Consider the following 22388-nt stretch of genomic DNA (forward strand, 5'->3'; position numbering starts at 1 on the left):
TTTATCAATTTGAGTGATTGAATCTGACGTTAATCGTGTTAAAAATTTCTGATATACGACAGCATAGATTTTGGAGGTAGAGTAATACTGGAGTAATTGCCAAGAGCAACTAAATAACAGCTTTATAATTTACCAAACCTATGACTTTGCGAGAGTAGAGCTGCAACAATAGATAATAAAATGCATACTGCGGAAGTTACAATTAGAAAGCGGTTTTCAATTCTACTGACTTGCCTTTCGCCTACAATTTGATAGGTCACGTCCCCCTCAATAAAACGTTCGCCTTGGTATTGCTGAGTGACATTAAACGCTAAAAAATCTTCTTGCTTTGCCTGATAAGTAAAGTAGGTTTCAGCATAAAAAATTTCATACGTTGCAATAGCCAAACCATAAGGCTAATTATTAATAGCGTAAAACTCAAAATAGGCAGTTTTTTCAGTGGCACTTTGGTTGATGTTGTTACAGGTAAATAGCAATCAAAACATGCTTCGCCATAGCATCGCTTTAGCTTTTCGATTACTTCGGGAGAAGGAATGAATTGGCCATTCTCTAGTTTTGATAAGTAAGACTGTTGGATGCCTATTTCACGTGCAGCAAATGCTTGAGTCCATTTTTTGTCTGATCGAAGACGTTTTAATTCTTTTCCTAGCGATTGCATACCCATATTCTCTTCTTAATTGCAGCCACATTATTATCACTAATTAGCTAAGCCAGAGATAGAGGTCATGCCTCTATTCATGCGAATGAATAAAAGAATATCATGAATATTAATAGATTAGCGATTTTTATGGGCTACTTTAAATTATGCTAGTATTCTCAAACTAACGAAAGGATATATTGTATTATGAAAAAACACGTTTATTTATTACTTAGCTCCATCGCTTTATTCTTTGTAAGTTATCAAACTAATGCTGAACCTGTTTTTGCAGTTAAAGCCGATATTTATAAATTGAAAAATGAAATAACAATTGATAGTAAAATTTCTGAAACACTAAATTCATTGACTCCAATTCACCAACCAATGCTATTAGCTCTATTAAACGAGAGTGCACAAATAGAAATAGGGGATAAAAAACAACTAACATCACTTGAGATAAAAGCAAACGAAGATGGATCGTTTTTCAATGCATCGATGAAGTTAAAAGATAAAACAGATGGCCAATGGCAATCGATAACGTCTTTTATGCCTAACATTCCCAGTGGTCAAGCTGTATATTTTAGCCGTACTTTTATCGATAGTGTTTGGTTGATAAAGTTAACAGGAACACGATATGAATCAGAAGAGCTGGGTCTAGCTAGTTTTAAAAAACAATAATAGTAATAGCTGAAGTGCTAGTAAGCACTTATTTTTCTACTGAGGTTTAGGCTTATATTGCTAGATATCTGGATCTTGGTTTTACTCCAATTTTTAAGATGTGTTATGTACTTATTAGTAATTATAATGCGCAGTTTATAATAAAAAGCCTCTGCGTAGGCAAAGGCTTGTGTTTTCTGCGAAGCCGGAAGCCCGTTTACCAAATCATCTCTACAAATTCAGGATGATCAATATACGGGTTACGATTTCCCTGAAATTCAAACGCTGCTTGGTTGCGGTCTAATTCCATTTGGCTAACAGGATCGTTGTTATGCCACTTTAACAGCATGGCCACAACCCAGCTTTCAAATACTTGGGTACTGGTGCCATTAAGCACGTCATTACTAGCTGCGGTGTTATTTTGCCAAGCACCAATTACGTTTTGATAACGGGTTGCCATGTAAAAATAAGCACGAGCAAAGTCACCTTTAAATTCATCAATAGGTTCAAACACAGTACCGTTGTAATTAATCGTATTACTTGCAGAGCCTAATTTACTGCCGTTGGTTGAGGTAAACGAAGCGCTTGCTACTTCACCGAATGGGAAGTTGCTTCGTTTTGAATTTACATAACCGTCAGTGGCGTAAATATGATGAACATCAGAGTTCATCGGTTCAACTTTTCCACCAAACCAACTTTTAGGGAACGAATGCTCTCGGTTGTAGCAATCTGCCTCACCACTGTAGGTGCCACATTGATCGCTAACAGCTGTGTATGTGTAGCTATCAGAGCCATTGGGCTTCTCGCTGTACATATCTAAAATACTATTATCGTTTTCATAGTATTTATCACGCGCCGATGCGTCGTAAAAATTCCAAATAGCGGAATACCCCTGAGCATTATGATTATTAATAATGTTATAAAGCTCAGTTTTTAGCGTGTAACCAGACAAGCCTTGAGTTGTCACATAGTAGCCGGTTGGCGTCGGTGTTGGCTCAGTGCTTCCTAATGAGAAAGCGGTAGCTTCGGTTGTTTGAAAACTAGCTCCACTGGCGAGCAATGTGCTTTCATTATTCAAGGCGTAGCTACCACTGCCATATGAACAGCAAATACCATCGCCATAGCTGTCATTAATAGTAAATGTATACTCACCATCGGCTACGCATAATTGTTCAGTATATTGGGTGTTTGCAGCATACCCACTTCCGCTTGCAACGACACCGGTTTGGTTGTGCGCTATTTGCCAGCTGGTTTCTTCGCCGTAGTTATCTGTGGTTAGGCTAAAAGTAAGGCCGTTATCTGCGCAGCTTGGAGAGCCAATGCTGTCATTATTAGGCAAGAAGTTATCAACATAAACTAACTCGCTACCATCAAATCCCGTTGTATCATAAAAGCGTAAGCCGACATCAATGGTTTTATTACTATCAGCTGTGTAGCTGTAAGTTATACTCTGCCATTGGTTGGTTTGTGCTGGATTTGAATAGCCTTGATAACCATCTATCAACAAACGCGCCTTAAGATGGCCTTCGGTATGATACACATCTACTGAGAACTCATAAGTTTTACCCATTTCAACAGCGACTTGCTGCAAAAAATCAGTATTGCTTTGTGTGCCTGTATTAACGCTAATCGCTGCTGCTTGTGAGCCTGTGCTTACGACTGTGCTGTTGGCAGATACGTTAATACCGCTATCAATCACTGTCCACGCATCTGGGGTGTTGCCACTGTATTGTTCAAAGTTGCCATTAACCACATTAGCCATCGCGGGTAATGGGGATAATAACAAGGTGCTCAAAAGTAATTTGTTTTTATATATACCGTGTAACATAGGTGTTCCTATTTATATTTTTGCGTAATATACCTTAGAATATTAAAGTTACAAAATTGTTAAATTAAAATTTCATAAAAGGCAATAAAACCCTTTTAGGCCTATTTCGTAGGTTTTTAGATAACTTAATAACTAAATGGAATATCAAAGCAGATTCTATTCTTTTTTTATCTATGCTTAGGCGGCTATCCTGCATACTCAATTAACCTCAACAGAACTTTCTGAGTGAGGTGGCACTCATTTTAAACAATGTGAACAAGCATTGTGTTTAACGTTCAGGGTTATGAGGAAAAATTCATGTTGTTAGGTCAACTCAATGCGCTAGCAAGTCCGCTTTCGCAAGAGCAAGTACAAAAGCTACAAGGTTTAGTGGCTGAGCTTAATCCAATTCAGCAAGCCTGGGTTAGCGGCTACTTAGCTGCTAATGCTAATTCTGCAGCGCTTGGCGCGCCAGCTTCAGGTGCACCTGCAACCTCGGAGGCGGCAGCACTGACCATTTTATATGGTTCACAAACAGGTAATGCTAAAGCGGTGGCGACTAAACTTAAAGAGCAAGCTGAGTCTCGCGGCTTAGCAACAAAGCTGGTTAGCATGTCAGATTACAAACCGACTGCCCTGAAAAAAGAAAAGTTTCTAACCGTGGTTGTATCGACTTACGGCGAGGGTGAGCCACCAGAAGACGCTGAAACACTGTATGAATTTTTAATTACTAAAAAAGCGCCAAAGCTTGATGGTGTCAAAGTTGCAGTATTAGGCTTAGGTGATTCTAGCTATGAATTTTTCTGCCAAACCGCTAAAGACTTTGAAGAGCGTTTAACTAAATTAGGTGCGGAGGTTATTCATCAACGTGCTGACCTAGACGTTGATTATGATGACGAAGCAGCCACTTGGATTGAGGGCGCATTAAATGCGTTTGAACCAGATTTAAAAGCCCAGCAAGATGCAACTAGCGGTCAAGTTGTATCAATGCCATTTGGCGCTCCTGTAGCAGCGGCTAGTCAGTACACAAAGCAAAATCCGTTTGCGGCAGAGCTAAGCTTAGTGCAAAAAATTACTAGTCGTGATTCAACCAAAGATGTACGCCATGTTGAAATTTCACTAGAAGGGTCAGACATTACGTATACACCTGGTGATTCACTCGGCATTTACTTTTTAAATGATGAAGCCCGTGTAGATGAGCTACTAGCGCAAACACAAATTGATCCAACTAGCCGCGTTAAACTTGGCGATGAAGAACTCAGCGTACGTGATGCCTTAATTGAAAAACTAGAGCTAACACAATCCTACCCTGGGTTTGTTGAAAAGTACGCCACGGCTACAGGCACGCCTGAGCTGCTTAAACTAGTAGAAGATAAAGGCGCAATGCGCGAATACATTGAGCCTCGTCAAATCTTTGATGTGGTTGCACAAAACCCAGCTAAATTAGAAGCGCAAACACTAGTTGATTGCCTGCGTAAATTACAAGCACGTTTATATTCAATTGCCTCTAGCCAAGCTGAGGTTGAAGATGAGGTGCACTTAACTATTGCATTAGTTGAGTTTGAAGCGTTTGGCACAGAGCACTTAGGTGGTTGTTCAGGGTACTTAGCACGCCGCGCAGAAGAAGGCTGTAAAGTAAAAGTGTTCAGTGAACATAACGATAACTTCCGCTTACCAGTAAGTGATGACACACCAATTATTATGGTTGGTCCAGGTACTGGTATTGCGCCATTTCGCGCCTTTTTACAAGAACGTGATGCACGAGAAGCAACAGGTAAAAACTGGCTGTTTTTTGGTAACCCACACTTTACTCAAGACTTCTTGTACCAAGTAGAAATTCAAGGATACTTAAAGTCAGGTTTACTAAGTAAGATTGATGTAGCGTTTAGCCGTGACCAAGCAGAAAAAGTTTATGTACAAGACAAGTTACGTAAAAACTCAAAAGAAGTATTTGATTGGTTAGAAGCGGGCGCTCATTTTTATGTGTGTGGCGACGCTAACCGCATGGCAAAAGATGTACACAATGCCTTAGTTGATATTATTAGCGAAAACACCGGTAAAAGCTATGAAGACGCAGAGCAGTACTTAAAAGACTTAAGAAGCGCAAATCGCTATCAGAAAGACGTGTACTAAGTACACATTGTTTACTTTATAAAAAGTAACGCTAACAGCCGTCACTGTAACAAATTTAGGATTAAACATGAGCGAACAAGATAAAAACGTAAAGCTTTCTGATAACGAGCGTTTGAAAAGAGAAAGCAACTTTTTACGTGGCACTATAGAGCAAGATTTAAAAGACGAGATCACCGGTGGTTTTACCGCCGATAATTTCCAGTTAATTCGTTTTCACGGCATGTATCAACAAGATGATCGCGATATCCGTCCTGAACGTGCTAAACAAAAGCTAGAGCCATTGCATAATGTGATGTTACGCGCACGTATGCCTGGCGGTATTATTAAGCCAGAGCAATGGCTTGCAATTGATAAATTTGCTGGTGATAAAACCAGTTATGGCAGCATTCGTTTAACTACTCGCCAAACATTTCAGTTTCATGGTGTATTAAAACCTGAAATTAAAGGTATGCACCAATTGCTTAATAGTGTTGGAATTGATTCTATTGCCACTGCCGGTGATGTTAACCGTAATGTGTTATGTACTACCAATCCGGTTGAGTCTGAGTTACATCAAGAGGCCTACGAGTGGGCGGCAAAAATTTCTGAACACTTATTACCTAAAACGAAGGCATACGCTGAAATTTGGCTTAATGGCGAAAAATCTGAAACTACAGAAGAGCCTATTTTAGGTTCAACGTATTTACCGCGTAAGTTTAAAACTACAGTGACGATCCCACCTAATAATGAGGTGGACGTACATGCTAACGATTTAAACTTTGTGGCGATTGCTGAGGATGGCAAACTCGTTGGTTTTAACGTGCTAGTAGGCGGCGGTTTGGCGATGACCCATGGCGATACAGCAACCTACCCACGTAAAGCGGACGACTTTGGCTTTATTAGCCTAGAAGATACGTTAAAAATTGCTGAGCACGTAGTATCTGTTCAGCGTGATTGGGGCAACCGCTCAAATCGTAAAAATGCAAAAACTAAATACACACTCGATCGTGTTGGCACTGAAGTATTCAAAGCTGAAGTTGAAAAGCGCGCAGGCGTGAACTTTGCACCAAGCCGCCCTTATGAGTTTACTCACCGAGGGGATCGTATTGGTTGGGTAGAAGGCATTGATGGTAAGCACCACTTAACCTTATTTATTCAAAGCGGTCGTATTTTAGACTACCCAGATAAGCCGCTTAAAACAGGGTGTCGCAAAATTGCAGAAATTCATCAAGGTGATTTTCGCATGACGGCAAATCAAAACTTAATTATTGCCGGTGTACCGGCCGATCAAAAAGCAGTAATTGAAGAAATAGCCCGCAATCATGGTTTGATTGACGATAAGGACACTGAGCAACGCAAAAATTCAATGGCGTGTGTGGCATTGCCAACTTGCCCATTAGCTATGGCCGAAGCTGAGCGTTACTTACCGAGTTTAATTGAAAAAATAGAGAACTTATTAGCCAAACACGGAGTGCCAAATGACAGCATTATTATGCGTGTAGTTGGTTGTCCGAATGGCTGTGGTCGTGCCATGCTAGCAGAAGCAGGCTTGGTCGGCAAAGGCCCTGGTAAGTACAACGTTTACCTTGGGGGGAATACTGAGGGTACACGTATTCCAAAGCTTTACCTTGAAAATGTTGGCGAAGAGGTTTACTTAGAAGCATTCGATAAACTCATTGGGCAATGGGTTAGTGAGCGTAATGATGGCGAATGTTTTGGTGATTTTGTTATTCGCAAAGGTATTGTTGCAGAAGTAAAAGTATCCGTTACCGATTTTTACGCATAATTTAAAAGCAGCGCAAAGCGCTGGTGAGGTTTAAAGTTGACCATGAGTGAATTTAAAAACATATTACAGCTAGATAAGCAAAGCCAACAGGCTATGTTAGCTGATGCGAACGGTTTGCTGGCTGACATGAGCGCAGAGCAGCGCGTTGCATGGGCACTTGAAAATTTGCCTGACACTGCGTTTTTATCATCGAGCTTTGGTATTCAGGCTGCAGTTATGTTGCATTTAATGACTGCACAGCGCCCAGATATACCTGTGGTATTAACTGATACAGGCTACTTATTTCCAGAAACCTATCAGTTTATAGAGCAAATGACTTCGCAGTTATCACTTAACCTAAAAGTGTATAAAGCGCAGCTGAGCCCTGCATGGCAAGAGGCTAAATTTGGAAAATTATGGGAGCTAGGTGAGGCAGGCATTAAGCAATACAACCAGCTCAATAAAGTAGAGCCAATGACACGCGCTTTAAAGGAGCTAAATGCGAGCACTTGGTTTAGTGGCCTACGTCGAGATCAATCCTCAAGCCGTGCTGAAAAGCAAGTACTAGAAATAAGCCGAGGTACGGTAAAAGTATATCCCATTATTGAATGGAATAATCGCGATGTATATCAGTATCTAACAAAGCACAATTTGCCATACCACCCATTATGGGAGCAGGGTTATGTGTCGATGGGGGATATACATACCACGCGTAAATTAGAGCCCGGCATGAGTGAAGAGGAAACCCGCTTTTTTGGCTTAAACCGTGAGTGTGGCTTACATATAGATGGAGATGGTATTTAATTATATTATTATTCAAAGCTATAAAATCAAAAAATCGCAGCCTTTGCTGCGTTTTTTGTTGTTTAATATTTGCTGAATTGGTTCTTTTTTATTATATTGGTTGTGATGATGGATTAAACACACAGCAGGAACGCTATGAAATACTTCACCTATTTAGCAATGTCAGTGATGATATTAGCTGTAGTCTTATTATTTTTTATAAAAAAGCCAAATGGCCAGCCTTGGTTAAGTACCTCTGTTATTCACAGTGAATCAGCAGAGATTAAAAATGAAATGATAGCGCTTTCATCTAGCGCGTTAGATAGTATTACCTCAGCAATTACCACAGCGGGTGAAAAAATCACTGGGGCTACCTTTGAGACAGAAACTCCTAAGCCAATTTATAAATGGCAAGACGAGCAAGGACAATGGCATTTCTCAGATGTACCAAACAAGAATGGTAAAAGCGAAGTGGTAAAGCTTAACCCCGCCGATATTAATGTCGTGGTTGCAGAAGATACCGCCATTTTGAGTGGCAGTGCTAAATCAGCAGTAAAGCCTTTTCCTCAGCGAGCACCAGCGATATACAACAGTGAATCAATTAATAAGCTGTTTGAAGATGCTGAAAAAGCTAAAAAGAGAATAGAGCAACGCAGTAAAGAGGTCGAAAGTTTTAGCGGCTTTTAATTTTGAGGTGTTTTTGCTGTGTCTTCAAATAACGCTTTTCTGCTTCCATTAATAATATAGTTAAGTATATTTTTGTGGGCAACGATAAAAGTACGCCAATTGCAATACAGGCAGCTGCAGTAATAATACCTTTAATGCCGAACTGGTTGGTAAAGTAGCTCGATACAATTAAACCATGGCCTGTCACTATTAAGCACAATCCAAGCAAAATCGATGTTTTAAGTAGTCTTATTATTACAATTGAAGACATAGCGACCTCTGCGCAGCGTGTCTTCTTAGTGTATGTAATCTTTATAAAGCGGCATTGATTTAGCGCAAGCATCCATTAATAATATAAAAAAGCCCAGCTCATTACTGAGCCGGGCTGCATTTTCGTTTTAAGTTGTTAGTCAAGCATATTGCGCAGTACGTACTGTAAAATACCGCCATGTTTGTAGTAATCCCACTCTTTCGGAGTATCAATACGCACATCGGCACTAAAGCTAACTTGTTTACCTTCACTGTTAGTGGCAATTACACTGACTTCGTCGGTTTTATCGTATAACTCTTGAATATCAAATTGCTCTTGCCCAGTTAAGCCTAGTGATTCATGGCTTTCACCTTCTTTAAATTGTAAAGGAAGTACGCCCATACCAATTAAATTAGAACGGTGAATACGCTCATAGCTTTGTGCTATCACAGCTTTAATACCGAGTAATAATGACCCTTTTGCAGCCCAATCTCGCGAAGAGCCGGTACCATACTCTTTACCTGCTAGAACCACTAGTGGTATTCCACTTTCTTGATATGCCATTGCCGCGTCATAAATACTTTCTAGCTTATCATCAGGTTGAGTGCGGGTAACACCGCCCTCGGTACCAGGGGCTAGTAAGTTTTTAAGGCGCACATTAGCGAATGTACCGCGCATCATTACTTCGTGATTACCACGTCGTGAACCATAAGAGTTAAATTGTACTTTTTCAACCCCATTTTCTTGTAGGTAAAGCCCTGCGGGTGCCTCTGCCTTAATTGCGCCTGCTGGTGAAATATGATCAGTAGTCACCGAATCACCCAGTTTAGCTAAACAACGCGCACCCTCAATAGTTGGAATACCTGGTGGTTCAACACTCATACCATCAAAGAAGGGGGCTTTTTTGATATAAGTCGAAGCACCGTCCCAATCGTAAAGTTTACCATCAGGTATTTGAATTTTTTGCCAGCGACTGTCGCCATCGTAAACATTGGCGTAGCTTTTTTCGAACATCTCTTTAGTTACCGTACTTTTTACTAGTTCACTTACTTCTTTAACGCTCGGCCAAATATTTTTAAGGTAAATATCGTTACCATGCTTATCTTGCGCGAGTGGCTCGTTGTAAACATCAATATCGGTTCTACCCGCTATGGCATAGGCAACCACTAAAGGAGGAGACGCTAAAAAGTTCATTTTAACATCTTGATGTATGCGCCCTTCAAAGTTACGGTTACCCGATAATATTGAGCTTACAACTAATTTGTGTTTTTGAATCGCCTCACTAATTTCATCGGCAAGTGGGCCTGAATTACCAATACATGTGGTACAGCCATAACCAACTAAATTAAAGCCAAGCGCATCCAAGTCATCCATCAACCCTGCTTTTTCAAGGTAATCGGTGACCACCTGAGAACCTGGTGCAAGTGAAGTTTTAACCCAAGGTTTTACATTAATACCTAACTGACGTGCTTTTTGAGCTACTAAACCGGCAGCTAAAATAACACTTGGGTTAGATGTGTTTGTACAGCTAGTAATTGCAGCAATAACACAGGCACCATCATTTAACTCAAATTCTTCTCCATTAAAGTTTACTTTTGCTGCGCCCATAAACTGCGCTTCATCGATAGGCTCATCAGGGTTGATAGTAGGACCTTCGCTTTCAATACGCGCTTGCTCTTCATCGCTTTTATCACGACGTGCCATACGCTCGTCTTGAAAGTCTTTTAAGTGCTGACCAATAACCTTGCCGGCTTTATCCAAAGTAATTCTATCTTGCGGGCGTTTAGGGCCTGCTAGGCTAGGCACAACATCATCTAAAGTTAGTTCAAGCTTATCGGTATAATGTGCTTCGTCGCCATCGTTACGCCATAAGCCTTGGTGTTTAGCGTAATCTTCAATTAGTTTGAGCTGCTTCTCATCGCGATTAGTTAAGCGTAAGTAATTAATCGTTTCATCATCAATAGGGAAAATACCACAGGTTGCGCCATACTCTGGCGCCATATTAGCGATAGTTGCTCTATCGGCAAGTGGTAAGTCGGCAAGGCCGTCACCATAAAACTCAACAAACTTACCTACCACACCGTGGTTACGCAGCATTTCAGTAACAGTAAGTACTAAATCGGTTGCTGTAGTGCCCTCAGGTAAGCGACCATTTAATTTAACACCCACAACCTGTGGAATAAGCAAGCTAATAGGTTGGCCAAGCATGGCGGCTTCGGCTTCAATGCCGCCTACACCCCAGCCAAGTACGCCTAAACCATTAATCATCGTTGTATGAGAATCTGTACCGACTAGTGTATCTGGGTAGGCTAACGATTTGCCGTTTTTTGTATCATTAAATACTACGCGGGCTAAATACTCTAAATTCACTTGGTGAACTATACCGGTTGCAGGTGGTACAACTTTTAAGTTATCAAATGCGGTTTGTCCCCAACGTAAAAATTCGTAACGCTCTTTGTTTCGCTCATATTCTAATTTTGAGTTTAAGTCGAATGAACCATCTTTACCGTAACCATCCACTTGCACCGAGTGATCGATTACCAGCTCAGCAGGAGAAAGTGGGTTTATTTTTGCAGGATCACCACCGAGTTTTTCCATCGCATCACGCATGGCAGCTAAATCAACAATTGCAGGGACACCAGTGAAATCTTGCATTACTACGCGGGCTGGAGTGAAAGCTACCTCGGCAGAGGGCTTCGCTTTTGGATCCCAATCTAATAAGGCCTGAATATCTTGTTCTTTAATATTCACACCATCTTCATTACGTAGTAAGTTTTCTAGCAATACTTTTAACGAGAAAGGCAGGCGTTTGGCTTTATCGCCAAGTCCCATGAGCGAGTTGATATGATACTGCTCGCCATTGATAGTGAGCTGTTGTTGGGTGTCGAAACTATTTTTCATTATTTGTCCCTTCAATAAATTAGATTAATATTCTTGTAAAAGTGACCTCTGTAGTGATTTGCAAAGTGTGTACCATGATAAAAAATACCATATTGGATAATTTATTTTGGTCGTTATTTAAATAGAGATGAAGGCCAAAAGTTAAAATTCAAGGGATACTCTGAGTAATAATTGGCCACAAAACTAAACTCAAAAAAGTGCTATTTAAAGTAGTCCTGTTGTTTTAAATGGAAACTTAAATACACCAATGCAATCGCAATTATGGTGACTGCAATAGGCATAAAAATAGCGCTAATACCAAACAAGTTGATGCTATTAATAATCATAAAATTATAGTATTGCTGAGCTAAAACCGCTGCCAAAGAGATTATTAATGTTAATCTGGCTAGAGACTTTTTGAATAACAAAAGTACGCATCCTAATGCGCCGCCAAATACCGCAATAGCAAACGCTAAAGTAGCCCATAGAGGTTGGCTGTTATAAGCAAGTTGTTGTTCTTCAGGTAGTTTACTTATCATCTCTGGAGAGAGAAACAGCCGCATGACAAATGCAAGAATACCTAATATGTTCCATAATAAGGCGGTAATAAGTACGGGTTTTATCCAGCGGTTTGAGGTGTTTTCTGACATGTAAGCATCTATTTTTTATTATTGATATTCTATTAAAGAATAAAAAAGCCAGTGATGCAAACTGGCTTTTAATAACACATATAACTTAAGCAAATGTTAGCCAAATGAAATAGGGCGACGACCCGTTTTTTCATCAACTTTAGGCTTTTTAGTGCGTTTGCGTTTATTTTTAGCCGGCTCTGTTGTTGCTACTGGCGCGGCTTTTTCTGCTGTAACTGTTTCATCAATAACTGGACGTTCTGCTGGAGTGGCATCTTCACTTAACGTTAATTGAAACAACTCGCCATCAAATGCAAGTACATCACCGCTGTATAATTTTTTCCGTTTGATTGTACAAATTTCATGGTTAACACCGACATAGCCTTCGCTAATTAGGTTTTTTGCTTGACCACCACCTTCAACAAGATCTAATACCTTTAATAATTTGCACAGCTCTATAGGCTCTTCTTCTAACTCAACTTCTATATATTCTTCGTTCATCATGTTTCTCAGTGGGGGTGGTATTAGCTGTAGTATAAAGGCTCAGTGGCTATTTTGCACCAAAGTGAGCTTGTTAGGTGAGTTGATTATGTGATTTTTTATGAAACTTTGTATCTCTTTTTATAGTCTTTAAAAAAACTGAAGTAATTCAGGGTTAAGCTTCTCGCGAAAAAAATTACACATTGGCGCGCTAATTGCCAATATCGGCCGTATAAGAGATTGAATATAAATAATGGAGTAAAACATGGGCATAAGATTAGCGATGAAAAAAGAGCTAATGGGCTTAGAGCATTCAGATCTGTTAACCGCTGATGATGTAAGAGCGCATCTAGCACAACAGGTAAAAGAAGACACTGAACGTGGCTTTTCAGTTATCTCTAAGTTTAACGATACCCATAGCCAGCTAACTAGCGGGCTTAAAACCAAACAAAGTGAGCTAGTATTTGAGCGTCATCGGTTATTTAATGAAGTGCTGTACAAACGTCAGAGTGTCGATGCATGGCTAAATAACCAGACTTCAGGTTAAACAGCCAAATAAATTAAGTTGCGATTTTAAATCACTCCTTTAGACTACACTTGTAATCAACGGGGGTGATAATGAAAAATGGAATTTTAGCGTGTGCACTCATGCTATTGTTGAGTGCATGCCAACAGCCTACAGTGTATATATTTAGTAAAGGTTTATCGGACTCACAGCGCCAGCAGTTAGAGGCCGCACTCAAAACACAATCCCTACCTTACGAATATGTTGAGCATGACATTCCTCGGGAATTTGGCGTAGCTACTTTACTATTATCAAATGATAGAATTTTACGCCAAGAAACAGAGCAGTTAGCTACTATTATGCAAGGGTTAGGCTATCAACCCGAAATTAGCTACACCACACGCGCAAATCACTTTTATGGTGATGGTAATATCGGTTTTTACCTAAAAAATACTAATGCAGACGACGCTTTTACCATGCCTTCTCGGTTGCGAACAACCCAGTGCGAAAAAGATGAGTTTAATGACCTAGTCGTAACCTTTACTGATCAACATGCTGAGTTCACATTAATCAGCGGCGCAAAAGTCACATTGAAATGGGAATATTTATACGGCTATTTAGTTATTTACTACAGCAATTATTCACAAACCTACACTCATTCACAGCCATTGGTTAAGACTCCTTTTGGCGAAAAACCATCAGACACATATACCATAACAGCTCATGTAAATAAGCCAGGCTGGCTTAATTGCTCAATGCAGGTTGTTTATATGGATTAAGTTAACTGTTAACCGTGCTCTTCTATATGCTCCGAGAGTTTTGCAATGCGCAGGCTCATACCTTCAATAATACGGTCTTTAATTTTTTCGCGTATGACATTAGGTAGGCGGGTGAGAGCATCTGCAGTTATAGCCAGTACTATGGCGCTTTCTTTGGCGCGTGCATTAATACTGCGCTCTCGGTTATTAATAAATGCACCTTCACCAATAAATTCACCAGGTTCTATACTGCCCAGTTCCAGTAGGTGATTGTGTTTAAACACCATTAAAGATCCACTAAGCACAATAAACAGTCGCTTGTCGTTATCAAACTCTTTAAATAAAAACTGATTTTTATTTATTAAATAAAGTAAACCAAACGACTCAAGCAAAATCTGGCGCTCATTGAGTGTGAATTCTTTAAAAAAATCTAAGCGATTTATAATTTCCATTTGCTTAAACAAAGGGATGTTTTCAATTAACTTCATGCTTTCTCTATGCTTCTAACAATCAGCTAATATTGCGCTCTTTTAATTTTCGGGTCAACGTATTACGACCCCAACCAATTTTTACGGCAGCTTCTTGCTTATGGCCAGAACAATTAGCGAGGGCTGTTTTGATTAAGCGGGTTTCTAGCTGGGCTTGAATATCCGGCCAAATATTTTCTTTACCTTGTTTAAATTCTTGATTAAGCCACTGCTGAAATGAATCTAGCCAATCCCCTTCTTGGGTTGCGGCGGCATTATCAATAATTTCAGGAGGTAAATCTTGCTCGCCAATCAGCTCTCCTGGCGCCATAACGGTTAACCAGCGGCAGGTGTTTTCAAGTTGGCGAACATTCCCAGGCCAATTAAATAAACACAATTGTTTAATTGCTTTAGGGCTTAATATTTTGCTATCTACTTGCAGGTCTTTTGCACTTTTATGTAAAAAGTGTAGCGCTAAGCGCTCTATATCTTCGGGACGCTCGCGTAAAGCAGGTAAACGCAGGCGAACCACGTTTAAACGATGAAATAAATCATCCCTAAACTTACCTTGCTTTACCAGCTCTTCTAAATTTTGATGGGTAGCAGCAATAATGCGTACATCTACTTTTATACTTTGATGACCCCCCACGCGATAAAATTCGCCATCGGCCAATACACGCAATAAGCGGGTTTGTACATCCAGTGGCATATCACCGATTTCATCCAAAAATAAGGTACCGCCATTAGCTTGTTCAAAGCGGCCTTTACGCACGCTATCAGCCCCGGTAAAAGCGCCTTTTTCGTGGCCAAACAGTTCAGATTCAACTAATTCTTTAGGGATGGCGGCCATATTAAGGGCTATAAATTGGTTTTCTTTACGCGGGCTGTGGTTATGTAAAGCGCTGGCAACCAACTCTTTACCTGTTCCTGACTCACCGTTGATGAGTACGCTCATACTTGATGCTGACAGCTTACCTATAGCACGAAACACTTCCTGCATAGCCGGGGCTTCACCAATAATATGGGCACTTTTGGGGGGCGCGCTTTTACGTTTGGTTTTTTTAGTTGAATTAGCTCGATACGCACTTTCCACCAGTGCAACCGCTTCATTTAAATCAAACGGCTTGGCCAAATACTCAAATGCGCCTTTTTGGAATGCATTAACGGCTGAATCAAGGTCTGAGTGAGCGGTCATAATGATCACAGGTAGCCCTGGCGTTTGCTCTGCTATTAGCTCAAGTAATGCCATACCGTCCATGCCAGGCATTCGTACATCGGAAATTAATACGCTAGGTTGACTAAATTTTAGCGCGTTAAGTACATTTTGCGCATCTGCAAAACTTTCTACTTCAAACCCTGCGCGAGTCAGTGCTTTTTCTAGTACAAAGCGAATTGAGGCATCATCATCTACAAGCCAAGCTGTTTTCATGCAAACTCCAAAGTATTAATCTGTAAACGGCAGATAAATATTAAATTCAGTATGTCCCGGCCAACTATCACATTCGATATAGCCATCATGTTGATCAATCAAGGTTTGCGCTATAGATAATCCAAGTCCCGAGCCACCTTCTTTATTGGTGGTCATAGGGTAAAATAAGGTGTCGCGTAAATTGGCATCAATACCCGGGCCGTTATCCAATACTTGAATAAGGAGTGCCTTTTTAGGGGCTTTGCCAGGACGACGATGCTGGTAATTAATCCGCGTTTTTATTTTTATTTCGCCACCATCTACCAATGCTTGTTGTGCATTACGCACAATGTTTAGCACTACCTGTTGAACTTTGCTCTGATCAATATAAACATCAGGAATACTCGGATCGTAGTCTTTAACTAACCGAATATCGCGGTTGTTATCTAAGGTACTGAGTTTTACAACCGACTCTAATGTTTGATGTATATTGCCATACGATTTTTGCGGCAGCTGATTAGGCCCAAGGAGCCTATCAACTAATTCACGCAATCGATCGGCTTGTTCAATTATCAGTTCTGCACATTGATCTCTTTCTTGCTGATCACCTTCATACTGCAATAATTGCGCCGCCCCGCGAATTCCACCCAGTGGGTTTTTAATTTCATGGGCTAAACCGCGAATTAAGTTGCGTGCAGCTTGGTATTGATGCATTTGATTTGAGACTTGATCGTGCTTTATTTCGTCATCAGTTTGTCGACATTCAAATAAAATATAAAAGGTGTCGTTATGCTTTATTCGTCGTGTGCTTACCGCTAACTTTGCATGGCGAGAATCGATAAACACCACGTCAGCTCTATGCTGGTGGCAGTCTACACCATCAACCAACGAATACTGTGCAATACGTTTTAAGTCTATAGAATGGTAATTAAATAAATCATCGAACGCTTGTCCTGGTAAGCGCTTTTCGCCTAAGCCAAGTAATTCACTGGCACTGGTGTTGGCGTAAATGAGTGTAAAGCTCTCATCAAGTAACATCAGGGCGGTGGTTTGGTTTTGCCAAATTATATTTAGTAGCTCTGGGTTAAAATGTGTTTTGTTAATCATTATTGCACCATTTTAGTGCGCCTGGGGAGGTAGGCAAGGTTTTTAGTAAAATATACGCTAATTGTGCGTACTTAACTGCAATTACCGACCTATATTAAGGCCTTTGCGATGCATAAAAAATATACTTTCAGGGCTAGTTGCAATTACCTGGTTTTGTTGATTATAAAGTTTAACTTGTAATATGTGTTGCCCGCGCTCTACATCTCTTAACGCCAGCGTAGTGGTGTCACTAGGTTCACCAATGGCAACGCCATTTAAAAATAAACCAATGGTAAATCCAGCTTCAAACCGAGGCGCAATCTGAGTTGAAACATATACAGAGCCGGTGTTTTCTCTTATAGCTTGGTTGGGCTCTGGTGATGTAATGCTAATTTTAAACTTTACCGCTGTTTTAGTTGGTGAAGTATCAAGAATATCAGTATTTGTTGCAGGCATGTTGAAGTGTTGGCTAGTGAGCTTTACCTCTTTAGCACCAGGTTGAGGGGTATCTGAAAAAACCAGTACACCATTTTTATCTTTCCATGCGTAAATTTTTTTATTATTCGCATGGCTATTAAGGCTTAATATTAAAGCTATTAATAGCAATAAAACCTTACCTATCATCCTGCTAACCTGCATTGTTAAAACATACTTTACTTTAGTGTAGAACCGTTAAATTTACCATAAAAAAAGCCCGCAGAGCGGGCTTAAAACACACATTATTTATCGGTTAATAAATTAACAGCTGTAGTACATTTCAAACTCAACTGGGTGAGTTGTCATGTTAAGTTTTTCAACTTCTTTTGACTTAAGTGCAATGTAAGCATCAATTAGGTCGTTAGTAAATACGCCACCTTGGTTTAAGAACTCACGGTCTGCATCTAATGCCGCTAGTGCTTCATCTAATGAGGCTGCCACTGTTGGAATTTCTGCTGCTTCTTCAGCTGGTAAGTCGTATAAATCCTTATCCATCGCATCGCCAGGGTGAATTTTGTTTTTAATTCCGTCAAGGCCAGCCATAAGCATTGCTGAGAATGCAAGATATGGGTTAGCAGTTGGATCTGGGAAGCGCACTTCAATACGACGACCTTTTGCAGATGGAACCACTGGAATACGAATTGATGCTGAACGGTTACGGGCAGAGTATGCAAGCATTACCGGTGCTTCAAAGCCGGGTACTAAACGTTTGTACGAGTTAGTTGACGCGTTAGCAAAAGCGTTGATTGCTTTAGCATGTTTGATGATACCACCAATGTAGTAAAGCGCGTCTTCAGAAAGACCGCCGTACTTATCACCTGCGAATAAGTTTACGCCGTCTTTAGCTAAAGACTGGTGACAGTGCATACCTGAACCGTTATCGCCAACAACAGGCTTAGGCATAAAGGTTGCTGTCTTTCCGTATAAATGAGCCATGTTGTGTATAACATATTTCATTTCTTGGATTTCGTCTGCTTTTAATACCATAGTGTTAAAACGAGTTGCGATTTCATTCTGACCGGCAGTCGCCACTTCGTGGTGATGTGCTTCAACAACTTGCCCTAGCTCTTCAAGAACTAAACACGTTGCAGAACGCCAATCTTGGAAATCATCAACAGGTGCAACTGGGAAGTAACCGCCTTTAACACCTGGACGGTGGCCTGTGTTGCCATCTGCATATTCTTTATCTGAGTTCCAAGCTGCTTGCTTAGAATCAATTTTATACATTGAGCCTGACATGTCAGACTTGTATTTAACGTCGTCAAATACGAAAAACTCTGGCTCTGGACCAAATAAAACGGTATCAGCAATACCAGTAGAGCGCATGTACTCTTCAGCGCGTTTAGCTACTGAGCGTGGGTCGCGCTCATAACCTTGTAATGTAGAAGGCTCAACCACGTCACAACGAACGATTAGCGTTGTTTCTTCTGTGAAAGGGTCAAGCTTGATTGAATCTGCATCAGGTAATAACACCATGTCTGATTCATTAATGCCTTTCCAGCCAGCAATTGAAGAACCGTCGAACATTTTTCCATCTTCAAAAAAGTCTTCATCAACTTGATGATGAGGAATAGAAACATGTTGCTCTTTACCTTTTGTGTCAGTAAAGCGTAAATCAATGAACTTAACGTCATTTTCTTTAATAAAATCTAAAACCGATTGTGACATGTGTCCTCCAACTATTGGGTTTTATTATTGCTGCTTAGATACTTTAAATACTAACAAGCTGATTTTATGCCACTATTATAATCTATTGTTTTTTATGTAAAAATATATAAACAACATAAAGGTGATATAGATTAAGCACTGTTTTGGTGCGTAATAATTCCAAAAAGGTGCAACATTTACAGAGTCATAATTGCTTGCAAATTAATCACCTTAGACTAACACAAAGAAAATGCAAAATGCGCAGTAAAGTCGCTTTAAATTAACTCAAAACCACCTTTTGAGATAAATTTATAAAAATTAATCATAAAAATTAATTATTTTAAAACAAAGGGTTAATTATTTTATTGCGAAAGTTTGAAATTTTATTTTGGATAAACTTTCATCCATTCCATTTATAGGGGATAATATGCGCCCTTTTAAATCCTATGCTGGGACATCTCGTGAAAGCGCAGGTGAGTACGTATAGCCCCCTGCAGGATCAATGAGATCAATTTCTCTGAGTGAACATATGAGTATCGAAAAGTTAAGAAATATAGCAATTATCGCCCACGTTGACCACGGTAAAACAACATTGGTTGATAAACTACTTGAGCAATCAGGTACATTAGAAACACGCGGCGGTAATGAAGAGCGCGTGATGGATTCAAACGACATTGAAAAAGAACGTGGTATTACCATTTTAGCGAAAAACACCGCTATATCTTGGAATGATTACCATATCAATATCGTAGATACTCCAGGACACGCCGACTTCGGTGGTGAAGTTGAACGCGTACTTTCGATGGCTGACTCAGTACTACTACTTGTTGACGCTCAAGAAGGCCCAATGCCACAAACGCGTTTCGTAACGCAAAAGGCATTCGCGCAAGGCTTAAAGCCAATCGTTGTTATCAATAAAATTGATAAGCCAGGTGCTCGCCCTGATTGGGTTATGGATCAAATCTTTGATTTATTCGACAACTTAGGCGCAACTGATGAGCAGTTAGATTTTAAAGTAATCTACGCATCAGCAATCAATGGTTGGGCTACATTAGATTTAGACGAAGCATCAGATAACATGGAACCTATGTTCAAGATGATCGTTGACGAAGTATCACCACCGGATGCAGATCCTGAAGGTGACTTCCAAATGCAGATTTCACAGCTTGATTACAACTCTTATAAGGGTGTAATTGGTATCGGTCGTATTAAACGTGGTTCTGTTGCACCTAACCAACAAGTTACGGTTATCAGTGCAGACGGCACAACTCGTAACGGTAAGATTGGTTCAGTACAAAGCTACTTAGGCCTTGAGCGTATTGAAACTGATAAAGCTTACGCTGGTAACATCGTAACAGTAACAGGTTTAGGCGAGCTTAAGATTTCAGATACGCTTTGTTGTCCTAACAACGTTGAAGCATTACCACCACTAAGTGTTGATGAGCCAACAGTAACAATGACGTTCTCTGTAAACAACTCTCCTTTCTGTGGTAAAGAAGGTAAGTTTGTAACATCACGTAATATTCGTGAGCGTTTAGACAAAGAATTAGTACATAACGTAGCACTTCGTGTTGCTGATACAGATAACCCAGATAGCTTCCGTGTATCAGGTCGTGGTGAATTACACCTAGGTATCTTAATCGAGAACATGCGTCGTGAAGGTTACGAGCTTGCTGTTTCTCGTCCAGAAGTAATCTTACGTACTGTTGATGGTGTGTTAGAAGAACCGTATGAAACACTAACTATTGACTGTGAAGAAGAGCACCAAGGTTCTATCATGGAGCAAATTGGTCTTCGTAAGGGTGAACTTACTGACATGGCACCAGATGGTAAAGGCCGTATGCGTATGGACTTTATGATCCCAAGCCGTGGCTTAATCGGTTTCCAAACTGAGTTCATGACATTAACGTCGGGTTCTGGTTTACTTTACCATACATTCGATCACTACGGTCCGCACAAAGGTGGCGAGCTAGGTGTTCGTAAGAACGGTGTAATGATTGCAAACGCAACAGGTAAAGCACTTACTAACGCACTATTTAACTTACAAGAGCGCGGCCGTTTATTTATCGGTCACGGTGTTGAAGTTTATGAAGGTATGGTTATTGGTATTCATAGCCGTGATAACGACCTTACAGTTAACGCACTTAAAGGTAAGCAACTTACTAACGTTCGTGCATCTGGTACAGATGAAGCACAAACACTAACACCAGCACTTAACTATTCACTTGAGCAAGCGCTTGAGTTTATTGCTGATGATGAGTTAGTAGAAGTAACACCTGAGAACATTCGTATTCGTAAGCGTCATTTAACTGAAAATGAGCGTAAACGTGCGGGTCGTGCTCCTAAGTCATAATCTATTAATTTAGAACAATGATTTTAAAAGCCGCTGTATTGAAAGATACAGCGGCTTTTTTGTTTTTAAAGTAAGAGAAGCTTTCAGTTTTTAGTTATCAGTATTAAGCTCTAAAAGCGCAGCGCCTCTTACCCTCTTTGTAAAAAATTCACTTAAAAATATTTACACAAAGAGAAGAGAATGAGAAGTAAAAGAGTAAGAGCTAAAACAACTGATAATGTAAAACCCCTATTTTTTTGGTTTCGTTGCGCTCAACCCAACAAAAAGGCCAGTTCGCTAACTTCATCACTTTTTCGGTAGTAGAGTGATTTTTCCAAACACATCAGCATCTATATAGCCAAGGTTGCGACTGCCGTTAACAGGCTGTACTTCATGTGAACCCATGAAGTGCTCACGAACTTTACTGCCGTCGTTATCGCAATATGCGAGCATAAAGCCGACTACTTGCTTTGGCGTTAATTTAAGCGGAGTGTTTTGTGCGCCTTGTTGGAAATCGTTTGGGTAGAGTTTTATCGCCACTTCCCACGTGATGTTATAGGGCGCAGTGGTATTGCGTTTCCAGTTACTAACTAAGTGGTCGGTATATAAATGCGCTTTTTTATCAGGCCCATAATCGGCAGCTTGGTTATCAAGGCCAATATGATAAGCAAATGCTGTATGGTTAAATTGGTGATTACCGCCAGATGCGTCACTATCTATAAACACTTCTAAGGCATCATCGTCCCAGTATTTATCCGTTGGATCTGGGTGAGTATCAATAAGCACATCATCACTAATGTCTGCTTGTAAATACAAGTAGTTTTCATCCCACAAAAGACGATAGCGACCTTTAAAATCCTTGTCTGAGTCTGGTAGGGTGCCGTCCATTAAGTATGGCATATTATGCCAAGTGGCTTTGTCCCATGCACTTTCAGAAACCCCATCAATAGTAATAGCTGTTGGTGTATGACTAACGTTAATAGCCATGAGTGGCTGGGTAAAAAGTAAGCTAAAAGCAAGTAGTGTTTTTTTCATTAGTCAT

At 40.3% G+C, this 22388-nt stretch carries 20 protein-coding genes; 8 read left to right on the forward strand and 12 right to left on the reverse strand.

Annotated elements, in window-relative coordinates:
• Nucleotides 1-310 precede the first annotated feature (310 nt).
• Nucleotides 311-664: a helix-turn-helix domain-containing protein gene (locus FLM47_RS18805; RefSeq protein ID WP_256729588.1), complete on the reverse strand. Its 354-nt coding sequence runs from the start codon at nt 662-664 to the stop codon at nt 311-313.
• Nucleotides 665-844: 180 nt separating this feature from the next.
• On the opposite strand from FLM47_RS18805, the gene FLM47_RS00855 reads away from it, so the two are divergent.
• On the forward strand, nt 845-1315 hold the full coding sequence (locus FLM47_RS00855) for a hypothetical protein (RefSeq protein WP_008108359.1): 471 nt from the start codon (nt 845-847) through the stop codon (nt 1313-1315).
• 196 nt (nt 1316-1511) lie between these two features.
• Here the strand turns inward: FLM47_RS00855 and FLM47_RS00860 are convergent, their stop codons facing one another.
• The gene (locus FLM47_RS00860; RefSeq protein ID WP_178954586.1) at nt 1512-3122 is read right to left on the reverse strand and encodes an endonuclease; all 1611 of its coding nucleotides are present in this window, start codon (nt 3120-3122) and stop codon (nt 1512-1514) included.
• A 297-nt stretch (nt 3123-3419) separates the two neighbouring features.
• Here FLM47_RS00860 and FLM47_RS00865 point away from each other — a divergent pair, with 297 nt between their 5' ends.
• The 4 genes from FLM47_RS00865 (at nt 3420) to FLM47_RS00880 (ending at nt 8448) form a co-directional block, all read left to right on the forward strand.
• Nucleotides 3420-5234, forward strand: a complete 1815-nt coding sequence (locus tag FLM47_RS00865) for an assimilatory sulfite reductase (NADPH) flavoprotein subunit (RefSeq protein ID WP_178954588.1) — start codon at nt 3420-3422, stop codon at nt 5232-5234.
• A gap of 67 nt (nt 5235-5301) precedes the next feature.
• Nucleotides 5302-6999 (forward strand): assimilatory sulfite reductase (NADPH) hemoprotein subunit, encoded by a 1698-nt coding sequence (gene cysI, locus FLM47_RS00870; protein ID WP_178954589.1) that lies wholly within the window; start codon nt 5302-5304, stop codon nt 6997-6999.
• 42 nt (nt 7000-7041) lie between these two features.
• Nucleotides 7042-7782 (forward strand): phosphoadenylyl-sulfate reductase, encoded by a 741-nt coding sequence (locus FLM47_RS00875; RefSeq protein ID WP_178954591.1) that lies wholly within the window; start codon nt 7042-7044, stop codon nt 7780-7782.
• 135 nt (nt 7783-7917) lie between these two features.
• Nucleotides 7918-8448: a DUF4124 domain-containing protein gene (locus FLM47_RS00880; protein WP_178954593.1), complete on the forward strand. Its 531-nt coding sequence runs from the start codon at nt 7918-7920 to the stop codon at nt 8446-8448.
• Here the strand turns inward: FLM47_RS00880 and FLM47_RS00885 are convergent.
• From FLM47_RS00885 to FLM47_RS00900, 4 genes are all read right to left on the reverse strand, one after another.
• On the reverse strand, nt 8435-8698 hold the full coding sequence (locus FLM47_RS00885) for a hypothetical protein (RefSeq protein WP_178954595.1): 264 nt from the start codon (nt 8696-8698) through the stop codon (nt 8435-8437). The two genes, FLM47_RS00880 and FLM47_RS00885, sit on opposite strands and share 14 nt — an antisense overlap.
• Nucleotides 8699-8833: 135 nt before the next feature.
• Complete coding sequence (gene acnA / locus FLM47_RS00890; RefSeq protein WP_178954597.1) at nt 8834-11578, reverse strand: aconitate hydratase AcnA; 2745 nt, start codon at nt 11576-11578, stop codon at nt 8834-8836.
• A 200-nt stretch (nt 11579-11778) separates the two neighbouring features.
• On the reverse strand, nt 11779-12207 hold the full coding sequence (locus tag FLM47_RS00895) for a hypothetical protein (protein ID WP_178954599.1): 429 nt from the start codon (nt 12205-12207) through the stop codon (nt 11779-11781).
• Between the two features lie 96 nt (nt 12208-12303).
• A complete protein-coding gene (locus FLM47_RS00900) occupies nt 12304-12687 on the reverse strand; it encodes an RNA-binding S4 domain-containing protein (protein WP_008108378.1) in 384 nt (127 codons plus the stop codon).
• Between the two features lie 244 nt (nt 12688-12931).
• Here FLM47_RS00900 and FLM47_RS00905 point away from each other — a divergent pair, with 244 nt between their 5' ends.
• Both FLM47_RS00905 and FLM47_RS00910 read left to right on the forward strand, forming a co-directional pair.
• The gene (locus FLM47_RS00905; protein ID WP_008108379.1) at nt 12932-13213 is read left to right on the forward strand and encodes a hypothetical protein; all 282 of its coding nucleotides are present in this window, start codon (nt 12932-12934) and stop codon (nt 13211-13213) included.
• A gap of 71 nt (nt 13214-13284) precedes the next feature.
• The gene (locus tag FLM47_RS00910; RefSeq protein WP_178954601.1) at nt 13285-13950 is read left to right on the forward strand and encodes a hypothetical protein; all 666 of its coding nucleotides are present in this window, start codon (nt 13285-13287) and stop codon (nt 13948-13950) included.
• Nucleotides 13951-13958: 8 nt separating this feature from the next.
• Here the strand turns inward: FLM47_RS00910 and FLM47_RS00915 are convergent, their stop codons facing one another.
• The 5 genes from FLM47_RS00915 to glnA form a co-directional block, all read right to left on the reverse strand.
• Complete coding sequence (locus tag FLM47_RS00915; protein WP_008108381.1) at nt 13959-14417, reverse strand: Crp/Fnr family transcriptional regulator; 459 nt, start codon at nt 14415-14417, stop codon at nt 13959-13961.
• 22 nt (nt 14418-14439) lie between these two features.
• Nucleotides 14440-15825, reverse strand: coding sequence for a nitrogen regulation protein NR(I) (ntrC, locus tag FLM47_RS00920; RefSeq protein WP_138570137.1), 1386 nt, complete (start codon nt 15823-15825; stop codon nt 14440-14442).
• A gap of 15 nt (nt 15826-15840) precedes the next feature.
• Nucleotides 15841-16911 (reverse strand): nitrogen regulation protein NR(II), encoded by a 1071-nt coding sequence (glnL, locus tag FLM47_RS00925; protein WP_178954603.1) that lies wholly within the window; start codon nt 16909-16911, stop codon nt 15841-15843.
• Between the two features lie 81 nt (nt 16912-16992).
• Entirely contained in the window at nt 16993-17514 is a 522-nt protein-coding gene (locus FLM47_RS00930) for a DUF4124 domain-containing protein (protein ID WP_138606723.1), read from the reverse strand.
• A 114-nt stretch (nt 17515-17628) separates the two neighbouring features.
• Nucleotides 17629-19035 (reverse strand): glutamate--ammonia ligase, encoded by a 1407-nt coding sequence (glnA, locus tag FLM47_RS00935; RefSeq protein WP_010392004.1) that lies wholly within the window; start codon nt 19033-19035, stop codon nt 17629-17631.
• A gap of 508 nt (nt 19036-19543) precedes the next feature.
• Between glnA and typA the strand changes: the two genes are divergently transcribed.
• The gene (typA, locus tag FLM47_RS00940) at nt 19544-21367 is read left to right on the forward strand and encodes a translational GTPase TypA (protein WP_010392008.1); all 1824 of its coding nucleotides are present in this window, start codon (nt 19544-19546) and stop codon (nt 21365-21367) included.
• Between the two features lie 285 nt (nt 21368-21652).
• Here the strand turns inward: typA and FLM47_RS00945 are convergent, their stop codons facing one another.
• Entirely contained in the window at nt 21653-22381 is a 729-nt protein-coding gene (locus FLM47_RS00945; protein WP_178954604.1) for a CBM9 family sugar-binding protein, read from the reverse strand.
• Nucleotides 22382-22388: the final 7 nt, after the last annotated feature.

The sequence above is a fragment of the Pseudoalteromonas sp. Scap06 genome (genome assembly GCF_013394165.1).
Lineage (GTDB): Bacteria > Pseudomonadota > Gammaproteobacteria > Enterobacterales > Alteromonadaceae > Pseudoalteromonas.